Source organism: Streptomyces sp. NPDC026522 (genome assembly GCF_055567555.1).
Genome location: NZ_JBVHQF010000013.1, coordinates 88,018 through 106,625 on the forward strand (window position 1 = coordinate 88,018; position 18,608 = coordinate 106,625).

At 70.4% G+C, this 18,608-nt stretch carries 14 protein-coding genes and 2 pseudogenes; 7 read left to right on the forward strand and 9 right to left on the reverse strand.

Annotated features, from left to right (window positions below):
• Positions 1-838: 838 nt before the first annotated feature.
• Positions 839-2,008, forward strand: coding sequence for a hypothetical protein (locus ACZ4M3_RS29440; RefSeq protein WP_467737722.1), 1,170 nt, complete (start codon positions 839-841; stop codon positions 2,006-2,008).
• A gap of 558 nt (positions 2,009-2,566) precedes the next feature.
• Here the strand turns inward: ACZ4M3_RS29440 and ACZ4M3_RS29445 are convergent.
• Complete coding sequence (locus tag ACZ4M3_RS29445) at positions 2,567-2,815, reverse strand: dienelactone hydrolase family protein (protein WP_467737724.1); 249 nt, start codon at positions 2,813-2,815, stop codon at positions 2,567-2,569.
• 11 nt (positions 2,816-2,826) lie between these two features.
• Positions 2,827-3,093 carry a response regulator gene (locus ACZ4M3_RS29450; RefSeq protein ID WP_467737726.1) on the reverse strand — a complete coding sequence of 89 codons (267 nt, stop codon included), beginning with the start codon at positions 3,091-3,093 and terminating at the stop codon, positions 2,827-2,829.
• Positions 3,094-3,330: 237 nt separating this feature from the next.
• Here ACZ4M3_RS29450 and ACZ4M3_RS29455 point away from each other — a divergent pair, with 237 nt between their 5' ends.
• Both ACZ4M3_RS29455 and ACZ4M3_RS29460 read left to right on the forward strand, forming a co-directional pair.
• Complete coding sequence (locus ACZ4M3_RS29455) at positions 3,331-4,584, forward strand: COG4705 family protein (RefSeq protein ID WP_467737728.1); 1,254 nt, start codon at positions 3,331-3,333, stop codon at positions 4,582-4,584.
• A 396-nt stretch (positions 4,585-4,980) separates the two neighbouring features.
• Complete coding sequence (locus tag ACZ4M3_RS29460; RefSeq protein ID WP_467737730.1) at positions 4,981-6,465, forward strand: amidohydrolase family protein; 1,485 nt, start codon at positions 4,981-4,983, stop codon at positions 6,463-6,465.
• Positions 6,466-6,567: 102 nt separating this feature from the next.
• On the opposite strand, the pseudogene ACZ4M3_RS29465 reads toward ACZ4M3_RS29460, so the two are convergent.
• A pseudogene (locus ACZ4M3_RS29465) lies at positions 6,568-7,110 on the reverse strand (MFS transporter); the annotation flags it as partial.
• A gap of 51 nt (positions 7,111-7,161) precedes the next feature.
• Here ACZ4M3_RS29465 and ACZ4M3_RS29470 point away from each other — a divergent pair.
• A pseudogene (locus tag ACZ4M3_RS29470) lies at positions 7,162-7,873 on the forward strand (IS5 family transposase).
• Positions 7,874-8,026: 153 nt separating this feature from the next.
• Here the strand turns inward: ACZ4M3_RS29470 and ACZ4M3_RS29475 are convergent.
• Complete coding sequence (locus ACZ4M3_RS29475; protein WP_467737732.1) at positions 8,027-9,961, reverse strand: bifunctional metallophosphatase/5'-nucleotidase; 1,935 nt, start codon at positions 9,959-9,961, stop codon at positions 8,027-8,029.
• Positions 9,962-10,154: 193 nt separating this feature from the next.
• On the opposite strand from ACZ4M3_RS29475, the gene ACZ4M3_RS29480 reads away from it, so the two are divergent.
• Complete coding sequence (locus tag ACZ4M3_RS29480; protein ID WP_467737734.1) at positions 10,155-10,814, forward strand: DUF4241 domain-containing protein; 660 nt, start codon at positions 10,155-10,157, stop codon at positions 10,812-10,814.
• Between the two features lie 279 nt (positions 10,815-11,093).
• Here ACZ4M3_RS29480 and ACZ4M3_RS29485 read toward each other — a convergent pair whose 3' ends face one another.
• A complete protein-coding gene (locus ACZ4M3_RS29485; RefSeq protein ID WP_467737736.1) occupies positions 11,094-11,696 on the reverse strand; it encodes an asparagine synthase-related protein in 603 nt (200 codons plus the stop codon).
• A gap of 531 nt (positions 11,697-12,227) precedes the next feature.
• Here ACZ4M3_RS29485 and ACZ4M3_RS29490 point away from each other — a divergent pair.
• A complete protein-coding gene (locus tag ACZ4M3_RS29490; protein WP_467737738.1) occupies positions 12,228-12,875 on the forward strand; it encodes a dihydrofolate reductase family protein in 648 nt (215 codons plus the stop codon).
• 252 nt (positions 12,876-13,127) lie between these two features.
• Here the strand turns inward: ACZ4M3_RS29490 and ACZ4M3_RS29495 are convergent, their stop codons facing one another.
• Genes ACZ4M3_RS29495 through ACZ4M3_RS29505 form a run of 3 tightly spaced genes read right to left on the reverse strand, consistent with a single transcriptional unit; the run spans position 13,128 to position 16,559 of the window.
• Complete coding sequence (locus ACZ4M3_RS29495) at positions 13,128-14,414, reverse strand: MFS transporter (protein ID WP_467737740.1); 1,287 nt, start codon at positions 14,412-14,414, stop codon at positions 13,128-13,130.
• A complete protein-coding gene (locus ACZ4M3_RS29500; protein WP_467737742.1) occupies positions 14,411-15,688 on the reverse strand; it encodes a glycosyltransferase in 1,278 nt (425 codons plus the stop codon). Before ACZ4M3_RS29500 ends, ACZ4M3_RS29495 begins: the two co-directional genes overlap by 4 nt.
• 1 nt (position 15,689) lies before the next feature.
• Positions 15,690-16,559 (reverse strand): nuclear transport factor 2 family protein, encoded by an 870-nt coding sequence (locus tag ACZ4M3_RS29505; protein WP_467737744.1) that lies wholly within the window; start codon positions 16,557-16,559, stop codon positions 15,690-15,692.
• Between the two features lie 242 nt (positions 16,560-16,801).
• On the opposite strand from ACZ4M3_RS29505, the gene ACZ4M3_RS29510 reads away from it, so the two are divergent.
• Positions 16,802-17,692: a LysR family transcriptional regulator gene (locus ACZ4M3_RS29510; RefSeq protein ID WP_467737746.1), complete on the forward strand. Its 891-nt coding sequence runs from the start codon at positions 16,802-16,804 to the stop codon at positions 17,690-17,692.
• A 309-nt stretch (positions 17,693-18,001) separates the two neighbouring features.
• Here ACZ4M3_RS29510 and ACZ4M3_RS29515 read toward each other — a convergent pair whose 3' ends face one another.
• Positions 18,002-18,595, reverse strand: coding sequence for an MBL fold metallo-hydrolase (locus ACZ4M3_RS29515; protein WP_467737748.1), 594 nt, complete (start codon positions 18,593-18,595; stop codon positions 18,002-18,004).
• Positions 18,596-18,608 lie beyond the last annotated feature (13 nt).

Genomic DNA, 18,608 nt, shown 5'->3' on the forward strand with positions numbered 1-18,608 from the left:
GAGCCCGAGGCCCCGCAAGATGTGGGCGGCTGTGGCCCGTCGGCGTGCTTGTGGGGCGGATGCCCCGCGTGCCCGGCGAAGACCGGCCCGGCTGAGCGGGCGGCGGCGCAGGGCCCCGGGCCTTGGTCACCGGCAGCAGCCTGACGAACTTCCCGGCCCAGGGAATCACGGCGACGATAACAGGGGCCTCGGAGGGCGGCACGGCACGGGTGGCGATATGACCCTATTGCGCGCTTTTGCGATGTGTGATGTTTGTCAACCCATTCGTCGTCCGAGTCGGTGGGTCTTCGTGTCCTTGCGGTCAGGGCGGCGGTGGCGGATCCGGGCGGCCAGTACGGCGACACCGTCCTCGGCGTGGCGCGCGTGAAGGCGTCCACCACGATGCCGACCTTCTCCATCTCGGAGTGGCTGCCTTCCTTGATCTTGTGAGCCAGACGCCTAGCCCGTCTCAGACGCCGCCTCATTAGCGACTTCCGCGGCGCCAGCCGGGGGCACCCTCTGTTGCGGTGTGGTTCGGCAGCCCCGCGCAGAACGTGAGGATCGGACCCCTGAGTTTCCCCAAGTGGTGAAGAGAAGGGTCCTGATGTCTCTGGCGTCGTGCACTGAGCGATCCGGCCTGCGGCCGCGGCCGGAATTTCACCAGTTCGTCATCTCCAGGCCGCCGTTGATGCCATGTCGCGCTCCTGAGGATCAGTTCACTGGAGCGCCCCCCCTCAAACCGGACCTGAAAGAGGGACCCATGCTAAGACGCGGGCTTATCACGCTCGTTGCCGTCGCCCTGGCCATTTCCGTGGGGTCGGTGGGGTCGGTCGCCACGGCATCGGCAGCCCACAGCCCAGTGACACTCGCCGTGTTCGGCGACTCGCCGTACGGCAGATCGGCCTACCCGCCCGCGGGCCAGAACGCCGACACCTCGCAGTTCCAGAAGACCCCGGCGTTCATCGGCACCATCAACAGTGACCCGACGATCAGCGACGTCATCCACGTGGGCGACATCCACTCGGGCAAAGAGTTCTGCACCGAGGACCACGACGCCTCGATCGCGTCCGTGTGGCAGACCTTCACCAAGCCGCTCGTCTACACGCCGGGCGACAACGAGTGGGCCGACTGCCACAAGGCGTCGAGTCTCACCTCGCCCGGTCAGGGCGGCGGCTTCTACGACTCGGCCTCGGGCGCGACCAACTACATCGGCACGAGCGGCCTGTCGGCCAACGCGGCGGACTGCGTCAGCTACCACTGTGGCAACCCGCTCGACAACCTGGCCAAAGTCCGGCAGGACTTTTTCGCGCAGCCCGGCCGAACCCTCGGCAGCGGGACACTGAAGGTGCTGTCCCAGGCCACCGCCTATGACCCGCGCCACCCGGGCGACGCACAATACGCCGAGAACGTGAGGTGGGCACAGAACGGCATCGTCTTCGTGACCATCAACGTGCCCGGCAGCTCGAACAACGACGCCGACCCCTGGTACAAGGTGCCGACCGCCACTCAGGCACAGACCGACGAGCGGACCAACCGGACCGCGGCCGACGTCCGCTGGCTCGATGCCGCCTTCGCCCACGCTGCGGCCCAGCACGCCAAGGCTGTGGTCATCACGGCACAGGCCGACATGTGGGACCTCGACGGCAAGACCAAGGACCACCTGACGAACTACGAGCCGATCATCAGCGAGGTCGCGGCGAAGGCGACCGAATTCCGCCGTCCGGTGCTGATGCTCAACGGTGACTCGCACCTGTACCGCTCGGACAACCCGCTGTCGCCGACGGCGACGTGCACCGGCGAGACGGACCCGGCCACCGGGGCTGGAGTATGTGCCCACGACCCGGGTGCCAACGCATGGAACGAGCACCCGTACTACAACGTCTCGAACTTCCACCGGATCGTCGTGCACGGCAGCACCATTCCGCTGGAATGGCTGAAACTGACGGCCGACCCGAAAGCCCACTACGCCGTCACCGACACAACCTACGGCCCGTTCAGCTGGCAGCGGATGCCGCAGCCGCAGCTGTAAGACCCGCTGATCGCACACGACCGGCCAGGTGTCCGAGGTGGGCCCCTGGCCCGTCGCATTACCACAGCCGACGATCACCGCCTCAGGCCCGCGGCGCATGCCCTGCGCAGCCGCCGCCGCAGCGTGCCGAGGAGCGTCTCATGCCCGGGACCGCGGGCGGATCGTTGATCCGGTGTGACCGCCCACCATCATCTCGGCGACCGGCCATGGGCGGCTGTCCGGGCCTGCCCCCGCGGTCCGCGCCGGCCGGCCCGGACTACCGGGGCATCATCAACGGCGTCCTCGGCTGCAGACCGGTGGCCGCCGCCGGCGCGACCTCCCCACGCGCTACGGACCCCGGCACCGCTGCGCGGAACGCCTGCGCTGTGGAGTACCAACGGGACCTGGCAGAACGTCCTCACCACCCTCACAGGCAGCGGACATCGTGCCGAAGCAACTGCACGTGACCGAGAAGCGGGACCGGGACCGGCGGCAACCACCGACGCCCCGCCGACGTCGCCCTCCCGGGCGACTCTCCTGGTGACCTGCCCTCTGTTCCGGCTCCTGCTCCGCTTCCTGTTACGCCTCCTGCCGACCGAGCCCCTCGGCGGCGAACAGCTCGCGCACCCGGGCCCAGGAGTCCTCGGCGGCGGCCTTGTCGTAGGGTTCGCGTCCCGGGATGAAGAACGCGTGCAGCGCGCCCGGGTAGACGACCTGCTCGTGCCGCACCCCGGCGGCGCTGAGCACCTCGTCGATCCGCGCCCGCTGCTCCGCGTCGATGACGTGGTCGAGTTCCGCGAACAGCGCGGCCCGCAGCTCCGCTTCCATCCCTTCCCTGGTCAGGCGGCCGAGCAGGTCGCAGTTGCGCTCCCGGTTGCGGCGCTCTCGGGCAGCCCCGCGGCGGTCTCCAGGCCGGACCGGTGGTAGAGGTTCGGGGCGATCGCGACGTAGCCGAGCGCCGCACAGTCGTCGCCTCCGGCCGCGAAGCCCGACAGCCGGTCGGCCAGCGCGTCGTGGGCGGTGAGGAAGAGCACAGCATCGAAGCCCGCCGCGCGCATGGCGTGGCAGACGTCACGCCCGGCGGAGTCCGGCAGACCGACGTCCATGACCACGGCGTCCACCCCCGTCGTGGACGGTGCGCAGCGCGCCCGCGCCGTCGGAGGCCGTGAGCACCTCGAAGTGCTCCTCGCGCAAGCCGCGAGCGAGCATGTCACGAAGCCCCTGGTCGCCCTCGACGACCAGCAGCCGGTGGGCAGTCACGCAAGCCGGTATTGCCCGGCGGGGGCGTCTCCCCGAACCGGTGCTCAGGTTGTGTTCAGGTTCGGGATGCAAGCCTCGCCCCCATGGCTACCACCACTGAACCAGCCGCGGCCAGGCATGGCGCCCGGCAGCTGCTGAACAAGGTTCCCGAGGTCACGATCTGGTTCTGGATCATCAAGATCCTCTGCACCACGGTCGGCGAGAGCTTCGCCGACTGGATCAGCACGACACTCGGTGTCGGTCTGATCAACACCTCCCTGATCTTCACCGCCGTGCTGGCCGGCGTCCTGGGCTGGCAGCTCAGCACCAAGCGCTACGTCCCGTTTGTGTACTGGCTCACGGTCGTGGTGCTCAGCGTGACCGGCACCCTCTACACCGACATCCTCACCGACAGCCAGGGCGTCCCCCTCGCGCTGAGCAGCAGCGCGTTCGCCGGCCTCCTCGCCCTCGTCTTCGGGATCTGGTACGCCCGCGAGCGGACCCTGTCGATCCACAGCATCGTTACCCGCCCCCGGGAGCTCTTCTACTGGCTCGCGGTCCTGGTCACCTTCGCCCTCGGCACAGCGACCGGCGACTGGACCCTGGAGCTGACGGGCTGGGCCCCGGGCGTCTCCGTACTCCTTCCGCTCGCCTTGATCGCGGCCATCGTGCTCGCGTGGCGCCTGGGCGCCAGTTCGGTGCTCTCGTTCTGGCTGGCCTACATCCTCACCCGCCCGTTGGGCGCCAACCTCGGTGACTGGCTCGCCTCGCCCAGCAGCGACGGCGGCTTGGGCCTGGGGACCGCAGTGACCAGTGTGGTCTTTCTCGCCGCGATCCTCGCGACGGTCGGCTATCTCACCCGCAGCCGCGGCGACGTCATCGAGACCCACAGCCAGACCCGGTCCGCACGGGCGGCGGACCCGGTGCGCGAGCGGATCATGCTCGGCTACTACGCCGTCATGGCGCTCGCCACCGCCGCGCTCCTCGTCTGGGCACATCAGCAGCCGCACGCGGCCGTAGCCGGAGAGGGTGACACTCCCGCACCCGCGTCCACCCCCCTCACTCCGAAGCAGGCGACGTCCTCGTTCCCGCCTGGCGAGATCGCGAAGTTCCGCACGATTGCCGCTGACACCTTGGCCAAGCTCAACTCGGGCAACCAGGCGGCCGCGACCACCCGGGTCACGGACCTGGAGAAGGCATGGGACGACGACCAGCCCACCCTCCAGCCCAAGAATCAGCAGGCATGGACCTTCCTCGACGGCGAAATCGACCGCGTGCTGAAGGCGCTGCGTGCCCCGAGCCCGGACAGGGCCACCGAGGGCGACGCGCTCAACACCCTCCTCACCTCACTCAGCTGAGCGACGCGCTCCCGGACACACCGTGAGCGCACGGTGCCCGTCGGTGCCGACCGGCGGGCACTCTGGCTGCGGCTGGCGGTAGCCCGTGGCAGCCGGACGCTTCACGGTGATCTGGGTGGCCCTGGTGCCCGGTGTCCGTGCCGGACAGCCAGGCGTCGGCGAGGGGCGCCATGTGGTTGATGTCGACCTAGTCGGGTGACGAGTGGTCCGGGCGCCGAGGCGGGTAGGGCGCGGGGGCCGGGCTCCTCCGAAGCAAGCTTCCACAAAATGTTGACCGACATCTATCGGAGGGCTTCGCCAGGGCGCACCATCCAGGTATCCGCCGGGCACCTGACGCATCGTCGGCCCGAGCGGATGTGACCCTGCCTGTCCTGTGCCGTCGGGAGGTATCACGACATGGACCAGCCGAGCGACCGCCCCGCCACACCGGCAACCCGGCCCCCCACCCCCGCACCGCCGCCCGGCGCGCCCAGCCGGCGCGGCGTCTTGACCGGCCTGGGCCTGGCCGCGGCCGGTTCCTTCGCCCTCGGCGCCCGCCAGGGCAGGCCGAGCACCGTCGACGTCCGGGGCAGCCGTACGGACGACCGGGCGCCCGTCGCCCGGCCGACCGTGCTCCACAACGCCTCCCTCGCGCTCACCATGGACCCCGCGCTGGGGGAGGGCCCGCTGGGTCTCGTCGAACACGCGGACGTCCTCCTCGGCGACGGCGTCATCAAGGCCGTCGGTACCGACCTCCCCAGACCGCCCGGCGCCAAGGTGATCGAGGCCTCCGGCAAGCTGCTGCTGCCGGGGTTCGTGGACGTCCACACCCACCTGTGGCAGTCCTCGATGCGCGGCGGCTGCGCGAACAGCGACCTTTTCGAATGGCTGGCCGACTGCAACCGGGCGACGTTCCCCCGCATCACCCCGGCGGACATGTACCGGTTCGTCCGCCTGGCCGCCCTCGACACCGTCCAATCCGGCGTGACGACACTCGTGGACTGGGTGGACGCCATCCCGTACGACACCACCGTCCAGTACGTACGGGCCCTGACCGACACCGGAGTGCGCTTCGCCTACGCCATGTTCCAGGCCGAGGGACAGGCCGAACTCCTGACGCGGGCGAAGAGGGAACTCATCGACCCGGCCCCGCTGGCCTCGGCGCAGATCGCCACGCATGCCGCGCGGGCCATCGAAGGCCTCAACCGGGTCCACTGGGAGATCGCCCAGGACCTGGGCGTCATGCTCAACAGCCATGTACTCGAACGCGTCGAACAGCGCGCGGACGACCCTATCGGGGTACTGAACGACATCGGCGCGCTGGGTCCGCGTCTGCTGATGAACCACGCGATCCACCTGAGCGACGACGAGATCCACGTCGTCGCCGCGCACGACGTACGCGCCGCGCACTGCCCCCTGAGCAACATGCGGCTCGCCTCCGGGGTCATGCGGCTGCCGGACCTCGGCCGGCGGGGCGTGAAGGTGGGACTCGGCCAGGACGGCGGCACCAACGACACCTCGGACTTCTTCGCCCTGATGAAGACCGCCATCGGCCTCCAACGGGCACGCTCGCTGCACGCCGACGTCTTCCCGGAGGTCCAAGACGCGCTGCGCTCCGCGACGCTCGGCGGCGCCGAGGCGATCGGCATGGCCGACAGGATCGGCTCGCTGACCCCCGGCAAGAGGGCCGACCTCATCATGATCGACCCCGCCACACTGAACTTCGCACCGCGCTTCGACTGGGTCAGCCAGATCGTCTTCAACGGCCGCCCCCAGAACGTGGACGCCGTCTTCGTCGACGGCCGCCCGCTCAAGCTCGACGGCCGCCTGGTCGGCGTCGACACCGAACGCGTCGTACGAGAGGCTGAAGCAGCCGCAGGCCGCCTGCGGCACGCCGCATGACGTGCGACAACCCGTACATCGCCATCCCGGGCCGTGCCACGCGGGGCCCCGCACCGCCGCCCCGGCGCGAGTCCGACATCGGGATCGCGACCGAATGAGGCCCAGGCCCAGGTACCCGGCGGCGAAGGAGACCAGGTCCGCAGCGAACACCAGCGCGCCTGGCAGGCGGTCGGAAAGAGCCCCGGCGCAGTAGCTCAGCGCGGCGTAGGTAAGGTCGTAGGCGGCGTATGCGGAGATCACCGCGGCCGTCGAGAGGTCCAGGTCATGCGCGCGCAGCGACAGCAGCGCGTCGGGGAAGTTGAGAAGGCCGAAGGCCGTCAGCGCCGCCAGGACGCGCCAGTATGACCGGGGCAGGGCTCGCCACGGAGTGCGGTCCGGTCTGGCCCGAGGCGTGCGTGCCGTCGAGACGCGGGGGTCTTCGACGGCGGCGGCCAAGGCCACGGAGGCGAGCGCGGGCAGGACGGCGCCCCAGAGCAGCGGGCGTAGGCGCTGGTCGAGCGCCTCGTTCAGGGCCAGGCCGATCAGTGGGCCGACCACCGCGCGGGCGGTGTCGGCGGCGCGGTGCAGGCCGAACACCTTGCCGCGCACCGTGGGGGGCACCCCGCTGACCAAGAGGGCGTCGCGGGGCGCGCCGCGCATCTTCTCGCCGGACCCTTGGACGTCGTCTCATTTGGCGGATCGGGTTGGCTGTGGGCCGTGGTGGGGATCGTTGAGCGGCTGGTGCCGGATGAGTTGTGGGTGCTGTTCCAGCGGGTGGTGCCGGAGGCGCCGTCACGGCCTCAGGGGGGTGGCCGGCGTCGGCATGGTGACCGGGAGGTGCTGGCCGCGATTGTGTTCGTCGCCACCTCGGGCTGTACCTGGCAGCAGCTGCCTGCGGCATCGTTCGGGCCGTCGGGGGCGACAGCCCACCGGCGCTTCGCCGAGTGGAGCAAGGCCCGGGTGTGGGCCGAGCTCCACGGCCTGGTCCTCGACGAGCCTGGCGCAAGAGGCGAGCGGGACTGGTCCCGCTGCGCGATCGACTCCGTCGACATGCGGGCCCTGAAAAGGGGGACCTGACGGGTCCGAATCCTGTCGACAGGGCAAGTTCGGATCGAGGATCCATTTGATCACCGAGCGGACCGGGTCTGCCCCTGTCCGTCGGAATCTCAGGGGCGAACCTCCACGACAGCCAGGCCCTCGAGCCCCTCGTCCGCGGCATACCGCCCATCCGCTCGCGCCGCGGACGCCGGAGGCGCAAGCCCGGCAAACTCCACGCCGACGCCGCCACCGCTGGACCATCGAACGGACCATGGCCTGGCTCGCCGGCTGCCGCCGTCTCCACCGCCGCTGCGAACACAAGGCCGAACACTTCCTCGCCTTCACCAGCATCACCTGCACCCTCATCTACTACCGCAGACTCGCCGAATGAGATGACTTCATAGAGGGTGGGCACCACCACGGTCTCACCGTCGACGCACACGTCGGGGTGGCAGAGTTCTGCAGGCGGCAGAGTGGCCGACCATTCGATGTGCTCGATGTGCCCCATGGGGGCTCCGACGCCCTGCCGACGGCATCTCCCGGTTCAGCACGGTGGTCGGAAGGCGCCCGCTCCAGGCGGCGCAGTTGTCATATCCCTGGCCGCGGTGAGGAGCGCGGCTTCGGTGCGCGGCATAGGGGTGCCGTCGGGCAACAGGGGGAGCAGGGGGTCTACGACGGTTCCAGGGTCGGCGGTGGCCGCTGTCGGGTGCTTCACGGTGACACGGTCTGTCGGTTGGGGTGAGAGGGACTGCCGGTCGCGGATGAATGCGATGAAGCTCTCATAGTCGCGTTGGTGGCGGTAGGGCTCGTGGAAGGCGGAAATTGCCGGATAGCCGTCGGAGGCGAGGAACGTGTAGGAGGGCGCCGCCAGCCGGTACTTCCGGGCGGGGTCGAGCCGGCGGCCGTCGATCAGGACGTCTGAGGGCGCAACTCGGTCGCCCGGGGCGCCGAGCGCGTCGAAGCTGTAGCGCACGTTGTGGGAGACGGCGAGCGGCGCGAAGCGCAGTTCTCCTGCGGGGGTGAGGGTCCACTGCTCTTCCAGGGCGTCGTGGATCTGCTGCCCGCTGACCCACGCCGCGACGATCGGGTCGCCGAACCCTACGGCCCGCCATGCCTGGCCGAAGGTCATCACACCGTCGGAGGCGGCGTCGTACACCAGATCGCCGGCGATGATCGCCACGCCGACGCTGGGTGCGACGGCGACGACGGCGAGCTCGGCCGGAACATTCGGGTGGATGTTGGCGTCGTTGGCGGGGTCGGTCGGCCTGCGGCCCGCCCACAGCGTCCAGTCGGCGACCAGGTCGCCCATGGTGCTCTCACCCGTCGCGTTCCGGGTGCGCAGGAAGGAACCCGTCTGCCGCCCGATCCGGCTGCGATCGCGTTCGGATGCCTGCCCTGCCCAGAAGCGGGTGAGGTCGATGAGCCCCCGGTGCGGGGTGATGTCATGGGTGTTGGGGTGGTTGGTGGAGGTGGTGAGCTGGCGGATCACCTCGCCGGTGCTCGGGTCGAGCCGCAGGTTGATCTCGTTGATGACCTGTCCGTAGCACCCCGCCTCGACGAAAGGCCGCGGGACACCGTCCGGGTCGGGGACCATCATGTTGAAGCGCGTGTGCCAGTGGCCGGCGACGATCGCGTCGATGTCCGGGGAGACACGGAGCGCGAGGTCGAACGCCGGGCCGGAGGGGTCGACGCCGCTGTTGAAGTCACCGCCCGCCACGGCACCGTCGTGCACGCTGAGGACGATCGCGTTGACCCCCACCTTCTTGAGCTCCGCGGCGTAGCGGTTGGCGGTGGCGATCTCGTCCAGTGTGGAGATGCCCGGCTGGAAGGACCCGGGGAACGACTCGGTGCCGAGGGCGGTGAGGTGGATGAACCCGATGGGGAGCTTCCCGCCGCCGGGGGTTCGCACCCACTCGATGTTGTACGGCGGCAGGACGTTCAACCCCGAGGCTGTCCACGTGGTGTTCGCGCTGTAATAGGAGAAGGCGGCGCCGCGGAAGACCCGGCCCGAGGAGTCGGGGAAGGAGGTGTCCCGGCCCGCCACAGGGAACGGAACGCCTTGCTCCATGTGCAGTCGGATCATGCCGGGCGACTTGTCGAACTCGTGGTTCCCCGCTGTGGCGAAGGCCAGGCCCATGCGGTTGAGGGCCTCGATCGTCGGCTCGTCGGCGAAGGCACAGGCATCGAACTCCCAGCCTGAGAAGAGATCTCCGGGCGCGAAGAAGATGGAATTAAGGCGCCCGTCGCGGAGCCGCTCGAGGTGGGCGGCCATGTATGCGACGCCACCGACCAGATAGCTCTTACCGCCGTTGCCGTGGATGACGGAGTACCCGGCGGGCGCGCCCTGAAGATACCCGTGCAGGTCCGTGATGCTGAGCAGCTGTACGTCGACGTACCCGGCAGCGGTTCCGCCGTCACGCGCAGCGCCCGTAGCGTACGCGGGAACACCCATGGCCACGGTGGTGGCGGCAGCGCCCATTGCTGTGAGGAATCTACGACGCCCCGTCCCACCCTCGTTTGCACTCCAGTCCCAGGCCCGTGTCTGCGTCTCCCGTCGCTTCTTCACGGGCCCACCCTCCCACCTGCCGGGAGCCGTCCGCGATACCCCTGACGGGTGGCGCCGGTTCCCCACCGCAACGTACCGCCGCCCCACTTGGTCGGAGTCCTCACAGTTGAAGCAGGCTCACACGAACGTAGTCCTGAACGACGTGTCGGTGGGCGAAGGATCGGGACCTCTGCGCGCCACCGGAATCGAGCAACTGTTCAGTCCGGGTGCGTGCGACGCTCCGGAGGGGCCGGCCGTCGTAGAACCCGTTGACGCCGGCCTGCTGCGGATCACGTCAGGGCAGCTGGTGGTCTCGGACCCCGGCTGGATCGGAGAGACCCTGCGGACCGTCGCTGTGCCACCGGGCGCGTTCCCGGTCACGCTGTCGCTTTTGCGCACGACACACGGAGCCGGTGTCGCCGCGGCCAGGGTGACGTTCCTGGACATCCCGCCCCGCGAGTGGGAAATGGCCCTCAGATCCGACGAGGACCTAGGGCTGCTCGGCGAGGGCCAGTTCTACGGGGTTGGCGTGGATACCGGCACAGTGGCTTTCATGGATGCGACTCGGACGGTGAGCGAAGACCAGCTGGACGAGGACCTGTTCGTACCCCTCGACAGCCATTTCACCGTCGAACTGCCCAGCACGGAGCCCGAGCCGAACCTCATCGCCTTCCGTGCCGGCCAGGGCGACGGGTCCTACCCCGTCTGGATCGGCCGCACCGATGACGGACAAGTTGGTTGCGTCGTCGTCGACTTCCAGCTCCATTCCGCTGACGGGGGAGAGTAAGGAGCCGCCGACCACCGGCGCGAGGCCGCACTGCCCGAGACCACGGCGAATCTCCAGAATGCACAAGGCGATTGCGGAGCTCGGCAACTCGATCACCGACTTCGGCCTGGTGGACGCCTTCCCGGAAGACGTCAAGGAAGCTCGCCAGCGGTACTACGTGTCGATGCACATGGGCGATAGGGCCACCGACGTGATGCGCTGGCATGGTGGGCCAGCAAGTCCAGAAGGGCTGGCCCGATCATCCCCCACCGCTCTGACACCAGTCGAAGAGCGACCACGTCACGCCCGCTCCCGCTCCCCACGTTCCCCAGTTGGTTCACGTGAGTGAACGCAAGCCGTGTCCGAGTGACTTGTCGGACGAGCAGGGGTGAGCGCGCGTAGAGGTCGCCGAAGTAGGACGGGGCGATGGTGAACAGCTCGTCCCCACCGAATCCGCCGATGTGGACGTCGGAGCCGGTGGCGGCGAAGATCCCGGACATCGTGGTCTTCCGCGCCCGGTTGCGGATGAGGGTGTACGGCTCGCCCAGCCCGTACGGGACGTCCTGGACGAGCCCGCGGCACGGGTTCCCAGATGCCGTCGTACGGGCCCGGGACGTCCTCGGGACCGAGGACGGTCAGGGGCCGGTCGATCTCCCGGGCCGCGATCGCCGCCCAGTGGGCGTCGTCGTAGTTGGGGTCGACGGTCTGCTCGACGAACGACTGGAAGCGGGCTCCCTGGCCGGCGAGGAGGAAGCAGAGGGAGGTCGAGTCCATGTCGCCCGACAGGTCCGCGGAGAGGCCGCCGGCCGTGGCGATCCGGACGCCTACCGCCTCCTCCAGGGCGGCCCGCACCTTCGGGGCGCGAGTCCACGAGGTGGTGGACTCGACCCGGTCGGCGGTCATGCACAGCCTCTGGTCGGCGGGGAGCCGGTGGACTCCGTGCCAGTAGGAGCCGGGTCGGCCCGTAGTCGAATCCGGGGTGCAGCATCCCCCAGGCGACCATCTCGATGCGCGGGGTGGCGCCGCTGAGCCGGGCCAGTGGTTCGACCGCTTCGGACGCGGCGTAGGAGCCGTCCCGGCGCCGGGCGTAGAACACCTGACGCAGTCCCGACGCGCTCCCCTGGACGTAGGTGGAGCGGCCGTCGGTGTAGAGGATGTGGAAGCTGCCGGGGATCTCGTGCGCGGCGGCCATCAGGCCGGGCGCTTCGTCGTGCCGCGCCAGCAGGAGGGCCAGACGCCCCGGGTCGATGCTCGTCCCTCCGAACAGCGCGAGGCGTCTGGCGCCGGCTTCCGCCGCGGTCACACCCCGGCTGACCTGCCCGAACGACGGCAGTCCGGCAGACTGGGAAAAGCGGGCTCCGCCGCGCCGATGAGTTTGCGGGCACCTGCGGGTCCAAGTCCTGACGGAGAAGACCGACTCATCGGGAGCAAGCCATGGGCCTCATCCACATCGAGCTGTTCACGACCCTCGACCTCGTCGGGCAGGCGCCCGGCGGCCCCGACGAGGACCCGACCGGGTTCCCGTTCGGCGGCTGGCAGGCGCCCCTGCTGGACGAGACGACCGGCGCGCAGATCGCAGCCGCGTACGAGGGCACGGACGCCCTCCTGCTCGGCAGGCGCACGTACGACATCTTTGCCGCCTACTGGCCGCACCAGAAGGGCGGCGAGGACGGCGACATCGCCGCGCTCTTCAACGGCGTCCCGAAGTACGTGGCCTCCCGCGGCAGGCCCGACCTCCCGTGGGCCGGTTCCACGCAGCTCGGCCCGGACATCGCAACCGCGGTGCGCGAGATCCGTGACCGGCACGAGCACGTGAAGGTGGTCGGGAGCCTGGACCTGGTGCAGACCCTGCTCCGCGAGAAGCTCTTCGACCGCATCGACCTCTGGGTGCACCCGATCGTGCTCGGCGTCGGGAAGAAGATGTTCGACGGCGGCGGGGTGCCCACGAACCTGACCCTCCTCGAACCGCCGGCAACCAGCGGAAAGGGCACCGTGTACCTGCGCTACGGGCTCGCCCCCGGCATCCCCGCGACGGGCGACATGAGCGCCCCCGACCGCGGCGTCGGGCCCGCCGACGGCTAGTATTGCAACGGCGCTTGGTATGACTGGTGGCCAGCAGTACGCCGCCGCCCGTCCGGACTGTCCGGTCTGCCTGGACGAACGCCAGTACGTGGGCCGGACCGACTGCAGGTCGTCGCGCAGCTGGCGTTCGGCCCAGGTCAGGCGCACGGCGGCTGGTGCGCTCGAACAGCGCGGCGCCGGCGTGCCGTTCCTGTCTTCTGATGACCTGGCTGACCGAGTCTGACCAGCCGGACGGCAAAACGCCGCTGAGTACTAGTCGGCACGGCCCCGGCTGAGCTCCCCCGGCTCGGCGGTCTCGCCGCGTGCGGGCGGCACTGCCCCGACCACCGTGGTGTACACCGCCGCGGCCGGCAGTCGCCGCTCCAGGGCGAGCAGCATGACGGCCCCCGCCGTCGAGCTCGCCGCCAGCACCAGCCAGGGCAGCCGGCCGTCGACCGCCAGCAGCCCGGTGAACAGTGACGGCGCCAGGGTCTGGGACAGCGCCCAGGACAGCTGGTAGGTGGCCAGGTAGCGGCCGCGCGCCTCGGCGGGAGCAGCGCCCACCGAGAGTGCGCCCGCGCTCGGGCTGTGCACCAGTTCGCCGATCGTGTACAGGACCAGAAGCCCGACCAGGCCGGCCATCACGCCCTGGCGGGGCATACCGCCCAGCAGGGCGTAGCCGAGGAACGCGGTGGCGAAGACCAGGGCGCCGACCGCGGCCACCCGGGTACGCCGGGCAAAGCGCCGGCCGAGCCTGCCGACCGGCACGCCGGCGAAGGCGCACAGCGCGGTGTTGACTGCGAACAGCGGACCGGCCACCGAGGCGGGCAGGTCGAACTGGCTCACGGCGTACACCGGCAGCAGCACGCTGAGCGCCGAATAGCCCAGGGCGATCAGGAAGTTGGCCAGGGTGAGCCCGGCGTACGGGCGATCGCGCAGCACCGCGCGATAGCCGGCCCGCTGCCGGCCGGTCGCGGGACGGACCGGGTGGGGGGTCCTGATCCGCAGCGCGAACAGTGCCGCGACGAAGAAGGTGGCCGCGTTCAGCCAGGCGACCGCCAGGAAGCCGCGGTCACCGCCGAGTTGGACCAATCCGGCGGCGAGCAGGCCGCCGGCGCCGAGGCCGGCGTTGTTCACGCTCCGGGCGAGTGCCATCAGCCGGTCCCGGTGCTCCCCCTGGGCGAGCTCGCCGATCAGGGCCTGCTGGGTCGCGGGGAACGCCTGGGCGCCGGCCGCGGTGAGGGTGGCGACCAGGGCGAAGACCGGCAGGGTGGTACCGAGCGGGAAGGCCAGGAAGCCGAGGCCGCGGACCAGATACAGGGCCAGCCGCACCCGCCGGGCACCGAACCGGTCGACGGCCCAGCCGCCGACCGGCATGGCACCCATCGCCAGCAGCCCGGCAGCGGTCAGGACGGTGCCGATCGTCGGCAGTGGCAGTCCGGTGATCCGCTGGAAGAAGACCAGGCTGAACGGCACGTACATACCCGTGCCCACCGCGTCCACCAGCATCCCGGCGATCAGGTTCCGCTCGCCGGGCACCCGGCGGTCCTTCACCTTCATACCCTCTCCTCGAGTGCGGGGTGAGGCACGGACCCGGGCGGCCTCTCCCAGCCGACCGTGTCGAGCAGCAGCTTCGCGGCCGCCGCCGCCCCGTCGGTGCGGATCGTGGCGGCCACGGCGGCCGCTCGTGTGCGGGTGCCGGGGGTCAGGGCCGTCTCGAGTGCGGCCGACAGGGACTCGTAGGTCAGGGTCGGACCGTCGTGCGCCGCGCCGATGCCCAGCTCGGCCACCCGGCCGGCCCAGTACGGCTGGTCCGCCATCTGGGCTGCCACCACCTGGGGCGCGCCGGCCCGGGCAGCCGTCGTCGTGGTGCCCGCGCCGCCGTGGTGCACGACGGCGGCCACCCGGGTGAACAGCACCTGCTGGTTGACCTCGCCGACGGCGAAGCAGTCGTCCCGGTCGTCGGTCAGGGCCAGGTCGGCCCAGCCGCGGGAGAGGAGGAAGCGGCGGCCCTGCGCGCGGACCGCCTCGACGGCCGCCCGGGCGACGCTCTGCGCGTCGCGGACGGGCATGCTGCCGAAGCCCACGTACACCGGGGGTTCGCCGGCGTCCAGGAACGCCTCCAGAGCGGCCGGGAGCGGGCTTTCGTCCGGCCGGATCCACGCGCCGGTCTGCACCACGTCGAGGTCGGCCGGCTGCGGCCACGGGCTCAGGGCCGGGTCGGCCGCCAGCCATGGGCGGTCGGTGAAGACGTGGTCGCGGACGTTCTCCACCGGGGGCAGACCGATCGCGGCCCGGTGGGTGTTGACCGCCTCGCCGAACAGTGCGTTCATGTGCTCGGTGTTCAGGTCCCAGAGCACCCGGTTGTCGGTCACCTCCGGCGGGAGCGGCCGGCCCGGCCACGCGAGCGGCGGGTGGTGCGGCGACGGCAGGTAGGTCGGGAAGTAGGCGACGAACACGTAGGGGACGCCCAGTTCATCGGCGACCGCCCGCGCGGCGGCCGCGGCCGGGATCAAGCCGGTCGCCACCACGACGTCGCATCCCTCGGCCACCGCGGCGACCGAGTCGTACGTCGCGGCGAGCATCCGGGCCGCACGCTCGGACAGGCTCTCCGCCGGCAGCGGCTTCCCCGTCCCGGTCACCGCCCTGGTCGCCAGCGCGCGCAACGACTGGCCGAGCGGCACCAGTGGGATGCCGGCCCGGTCCAGCAGCTCCGCGAAGTCCGGCGGGGCGCACATCTGCACCTCCGCGCCGAGTGCCCGCAGTTCCGCCCCGAGCCCGAGCATCGGCTCGACGTCCCCGCGCGACCCGTACGCCACCAACAACACACGCATTTCAGGATTCCCTTTGCTTTCCGTGGATTCCGGTCTTGGCCGGCGGGGCGTCGCCCGTGGTCTTGCTGTAGCCGAGGGACTCGACGATCAACCCGTCCCGTACCAGCGTGAGGCTCACGCCGCGGACCGAGTCGGTGGGTCCGTCGCCGAAGTGGTACCGCCAGCGGACCGTTGCCCGTTCACCGGTGATGACGACGGCCTCCGGCTCGAACTGGATCGTGCGGTCCTCGGCGAGTGCCCGGCAGAACTCCAGGCATTCGGCGCGGCCTTCATGGCGGGCCCCGTCGGGGGCCGGCTCCTTCGCCTCCATCACGCAGTCGTCGGCGATCAGGTCGGCGAGCGTGGAGGCGTCATGGTCGATGAAGGCGCGGTTGAAGCAGTGGATGACCTCGGCCGTGGTACGGAACGACATACCGCAATCCCTCGGGAGTGGAACGATCGGTCTACTATTTCCGGTCCGGGCCCAGCCGGGTGGCCGGCCTTCCCCGACGGTGCACATGCCGTCCCGTGCCGACGGCCGGGCGCCCTGGGTGGCCCGCAAGGCCCGGTTCGGCCGGGGCCTCCGGGCGGCGGCGATGTGCCATCGGCCGTCGTCCTTGGCGAGGACGTACAGCGGGGCGCCGGGGGCGGCTTCGGGGTTCGCGGCCACCGCGGACGCCCATCGGCGCTCGGCCGCGCCGGGTCTGGCGCACCTGCTCCGCGGGCCTGACCCTCGTGAGTAGGAGATCGTCCAGAAGGCGTCCTGGCGGAACAGCTCCGTGAACGCGTCCGGCAGGCCGTTTCCCTGGGCGTGCTCAACCTGTGCAACGAGGGTGACGACCGCGCGCACCTGCTCCTGCAAAACGGTGACGCCGGCGACGAGGGGCTTCATGAGGGTGTCCTTCCTGGGTGTGCTGGCGCCCCGGGACACCAGCTGGGCTCCCGTCCGGCACGCTGTCGGCGGCCGCAGGCGGGCCGCCGGGCGGTGCGGTGTCACCGGCACGGACGCCGCACCGCCCACGGACGACCACGGCGGTTCCGGCCGCTGTCGATGTTCCAACTCCTCACCGCGCCCATCAACATCCAAGATCAGTAAGATCCGATAACCGAGACTTATGACGGGGGTCGGCACAGGTGGACGTACGCGACATCGAGATCTTTCTGACGCTGGCCGAGGAACTGCACTTCGGCAGGGCGGCCGCCCGGTTGCACCTCACGCAGGCTCGCGTCAGCCAGGTGATTGGACGCCAGGAGCGAAGACTGGGCGGCTTGTTGTTCGACCGTTCCAACCGCCGCCAGATCCGCCTGACCCCGCTCGGCCAGCAGCTTCGCAGCGACCTGCGGCCGGTCTTCGCGAACCTGCGCGACAGCCTCGAACGCGCCCGGATGGCGGCCCGCGGCAAGACCGCACGCCTGCGCGTCGGCATGCTGCCGTTCAACGTGCCCGACATGTACCCCTACTGGGAGACCTTCCGCTCCCGTCATCCCCAGTGGGAACTGCAGCTGCGCCGGGCGCCGTACCTCGACCCGTTCGCCAGGCTGCGCGAGGGCGACATGGACGTCTTCCTCACCTGGCTGCCGGTCGACGAGCCCGATCTCACCGTCGGCCCCGTCCTCTTCCGCGATCCCCGCGTCCTGGCCGTCGCCGCAGGCCACGAGCTGGCCGAACGGCACACCGTCCCGTTCGAGGCCCTGGCCGATTTCGCCCATGCCATGCCACCCGACATGCCCGACTACTGGGAAGACGCCTACCTGTCGTTCCACACGGCCCGGGGAAAGCCGATCGAGCGCGTCGAACAGGTCACCAACGCCGACGAACTGATCCACCTCGTCAGCACCGGCGAGATCGTCCACCCCTTCCCCTCCCACGTCACCCGCTACTGGTCCATGTCCAACGTCCGCTTCATCCCCGTCCCCGACATGGGGACGATTCCCTACGCCCTGGTGTGGCGCAGGGACGGAGAGAACGACCTCGTCCGGGCCCTCGCCCAGACCGTCCGCGACATCGGCGTCCTGCACTTCTGACGACGCCCGCGTACAACCGTCGCCACTCGTACCCGGCTTCGACCTGCCGAAGTGTCGAGCTGGTGCGCCAGCAGGTGTCCACCAGCAGCTCCCGTTCCTGCAGGCGCAGCCGCCCATGGCCGGTCAGGCGAGCACCTGCTGCGCGTGGTGGGGTCTCCCGTTGACCGTGCACAGCGAGCACCCACATCACATGCGCGCGGTCACCCGGTAGTGGGAGGGTCCGGCCAAGGCCCCCACCCTCCTCCGCACCGCTACACTCCCCACTCCCAGAGCGTTGACCAGTAGGAGAGGCGAAGCGCGGCTGGAGTATTAGCGCGGAGTGGTGTCGTCGCCCTTGAACGGGCCGCCGTGGCCGGGCACGATCAGGTCCGCCGTGGCCAGTACCCGCTGCCGGGATGCGCGCAACACCTCGCGGTCGGGGGCCACCGGGTCGTCCGCCGGGCCGTTCGCGTGCCACCACAGGTCGCCGGCGAAGGCCACGACGCCCGAGTCGGTGCCTGCCAGCAGCGTGATGTCCTCCGGGCTGTGGCCCGGGGTACGGATCAGCCGTAGCGACGGGGTCAGTTCGTAGCCCTCCGCGTCCCGGCTCGTCCAACTGTCGCCCTGGTACTCCACCTTGTGGTCGTGCACCCGGGCACGACCGAAGAGGCCCACGTTCATGGTGTTGTCCGGGTGGTGGTGGCTGAGCACCACATCGGTGATGTCGTCGGGGCCCAGTCCCAGTTCTGCGAGGGGGGCGAGGATGTGGTCGTGGCTCGCCACCATGCCCGGGTCGAAGATCACATGCCGTCCCGCGTCGGAGATGTAGGAGACCGTGGCGGCGACCCCGGGGCCGGTGGAACCCACGTAGCCGGTGGTCAGGATCTTGTATGCGGCGCTGCGGCCGGCCGGTGCGTCTGTCATGGCCTCCATCTTT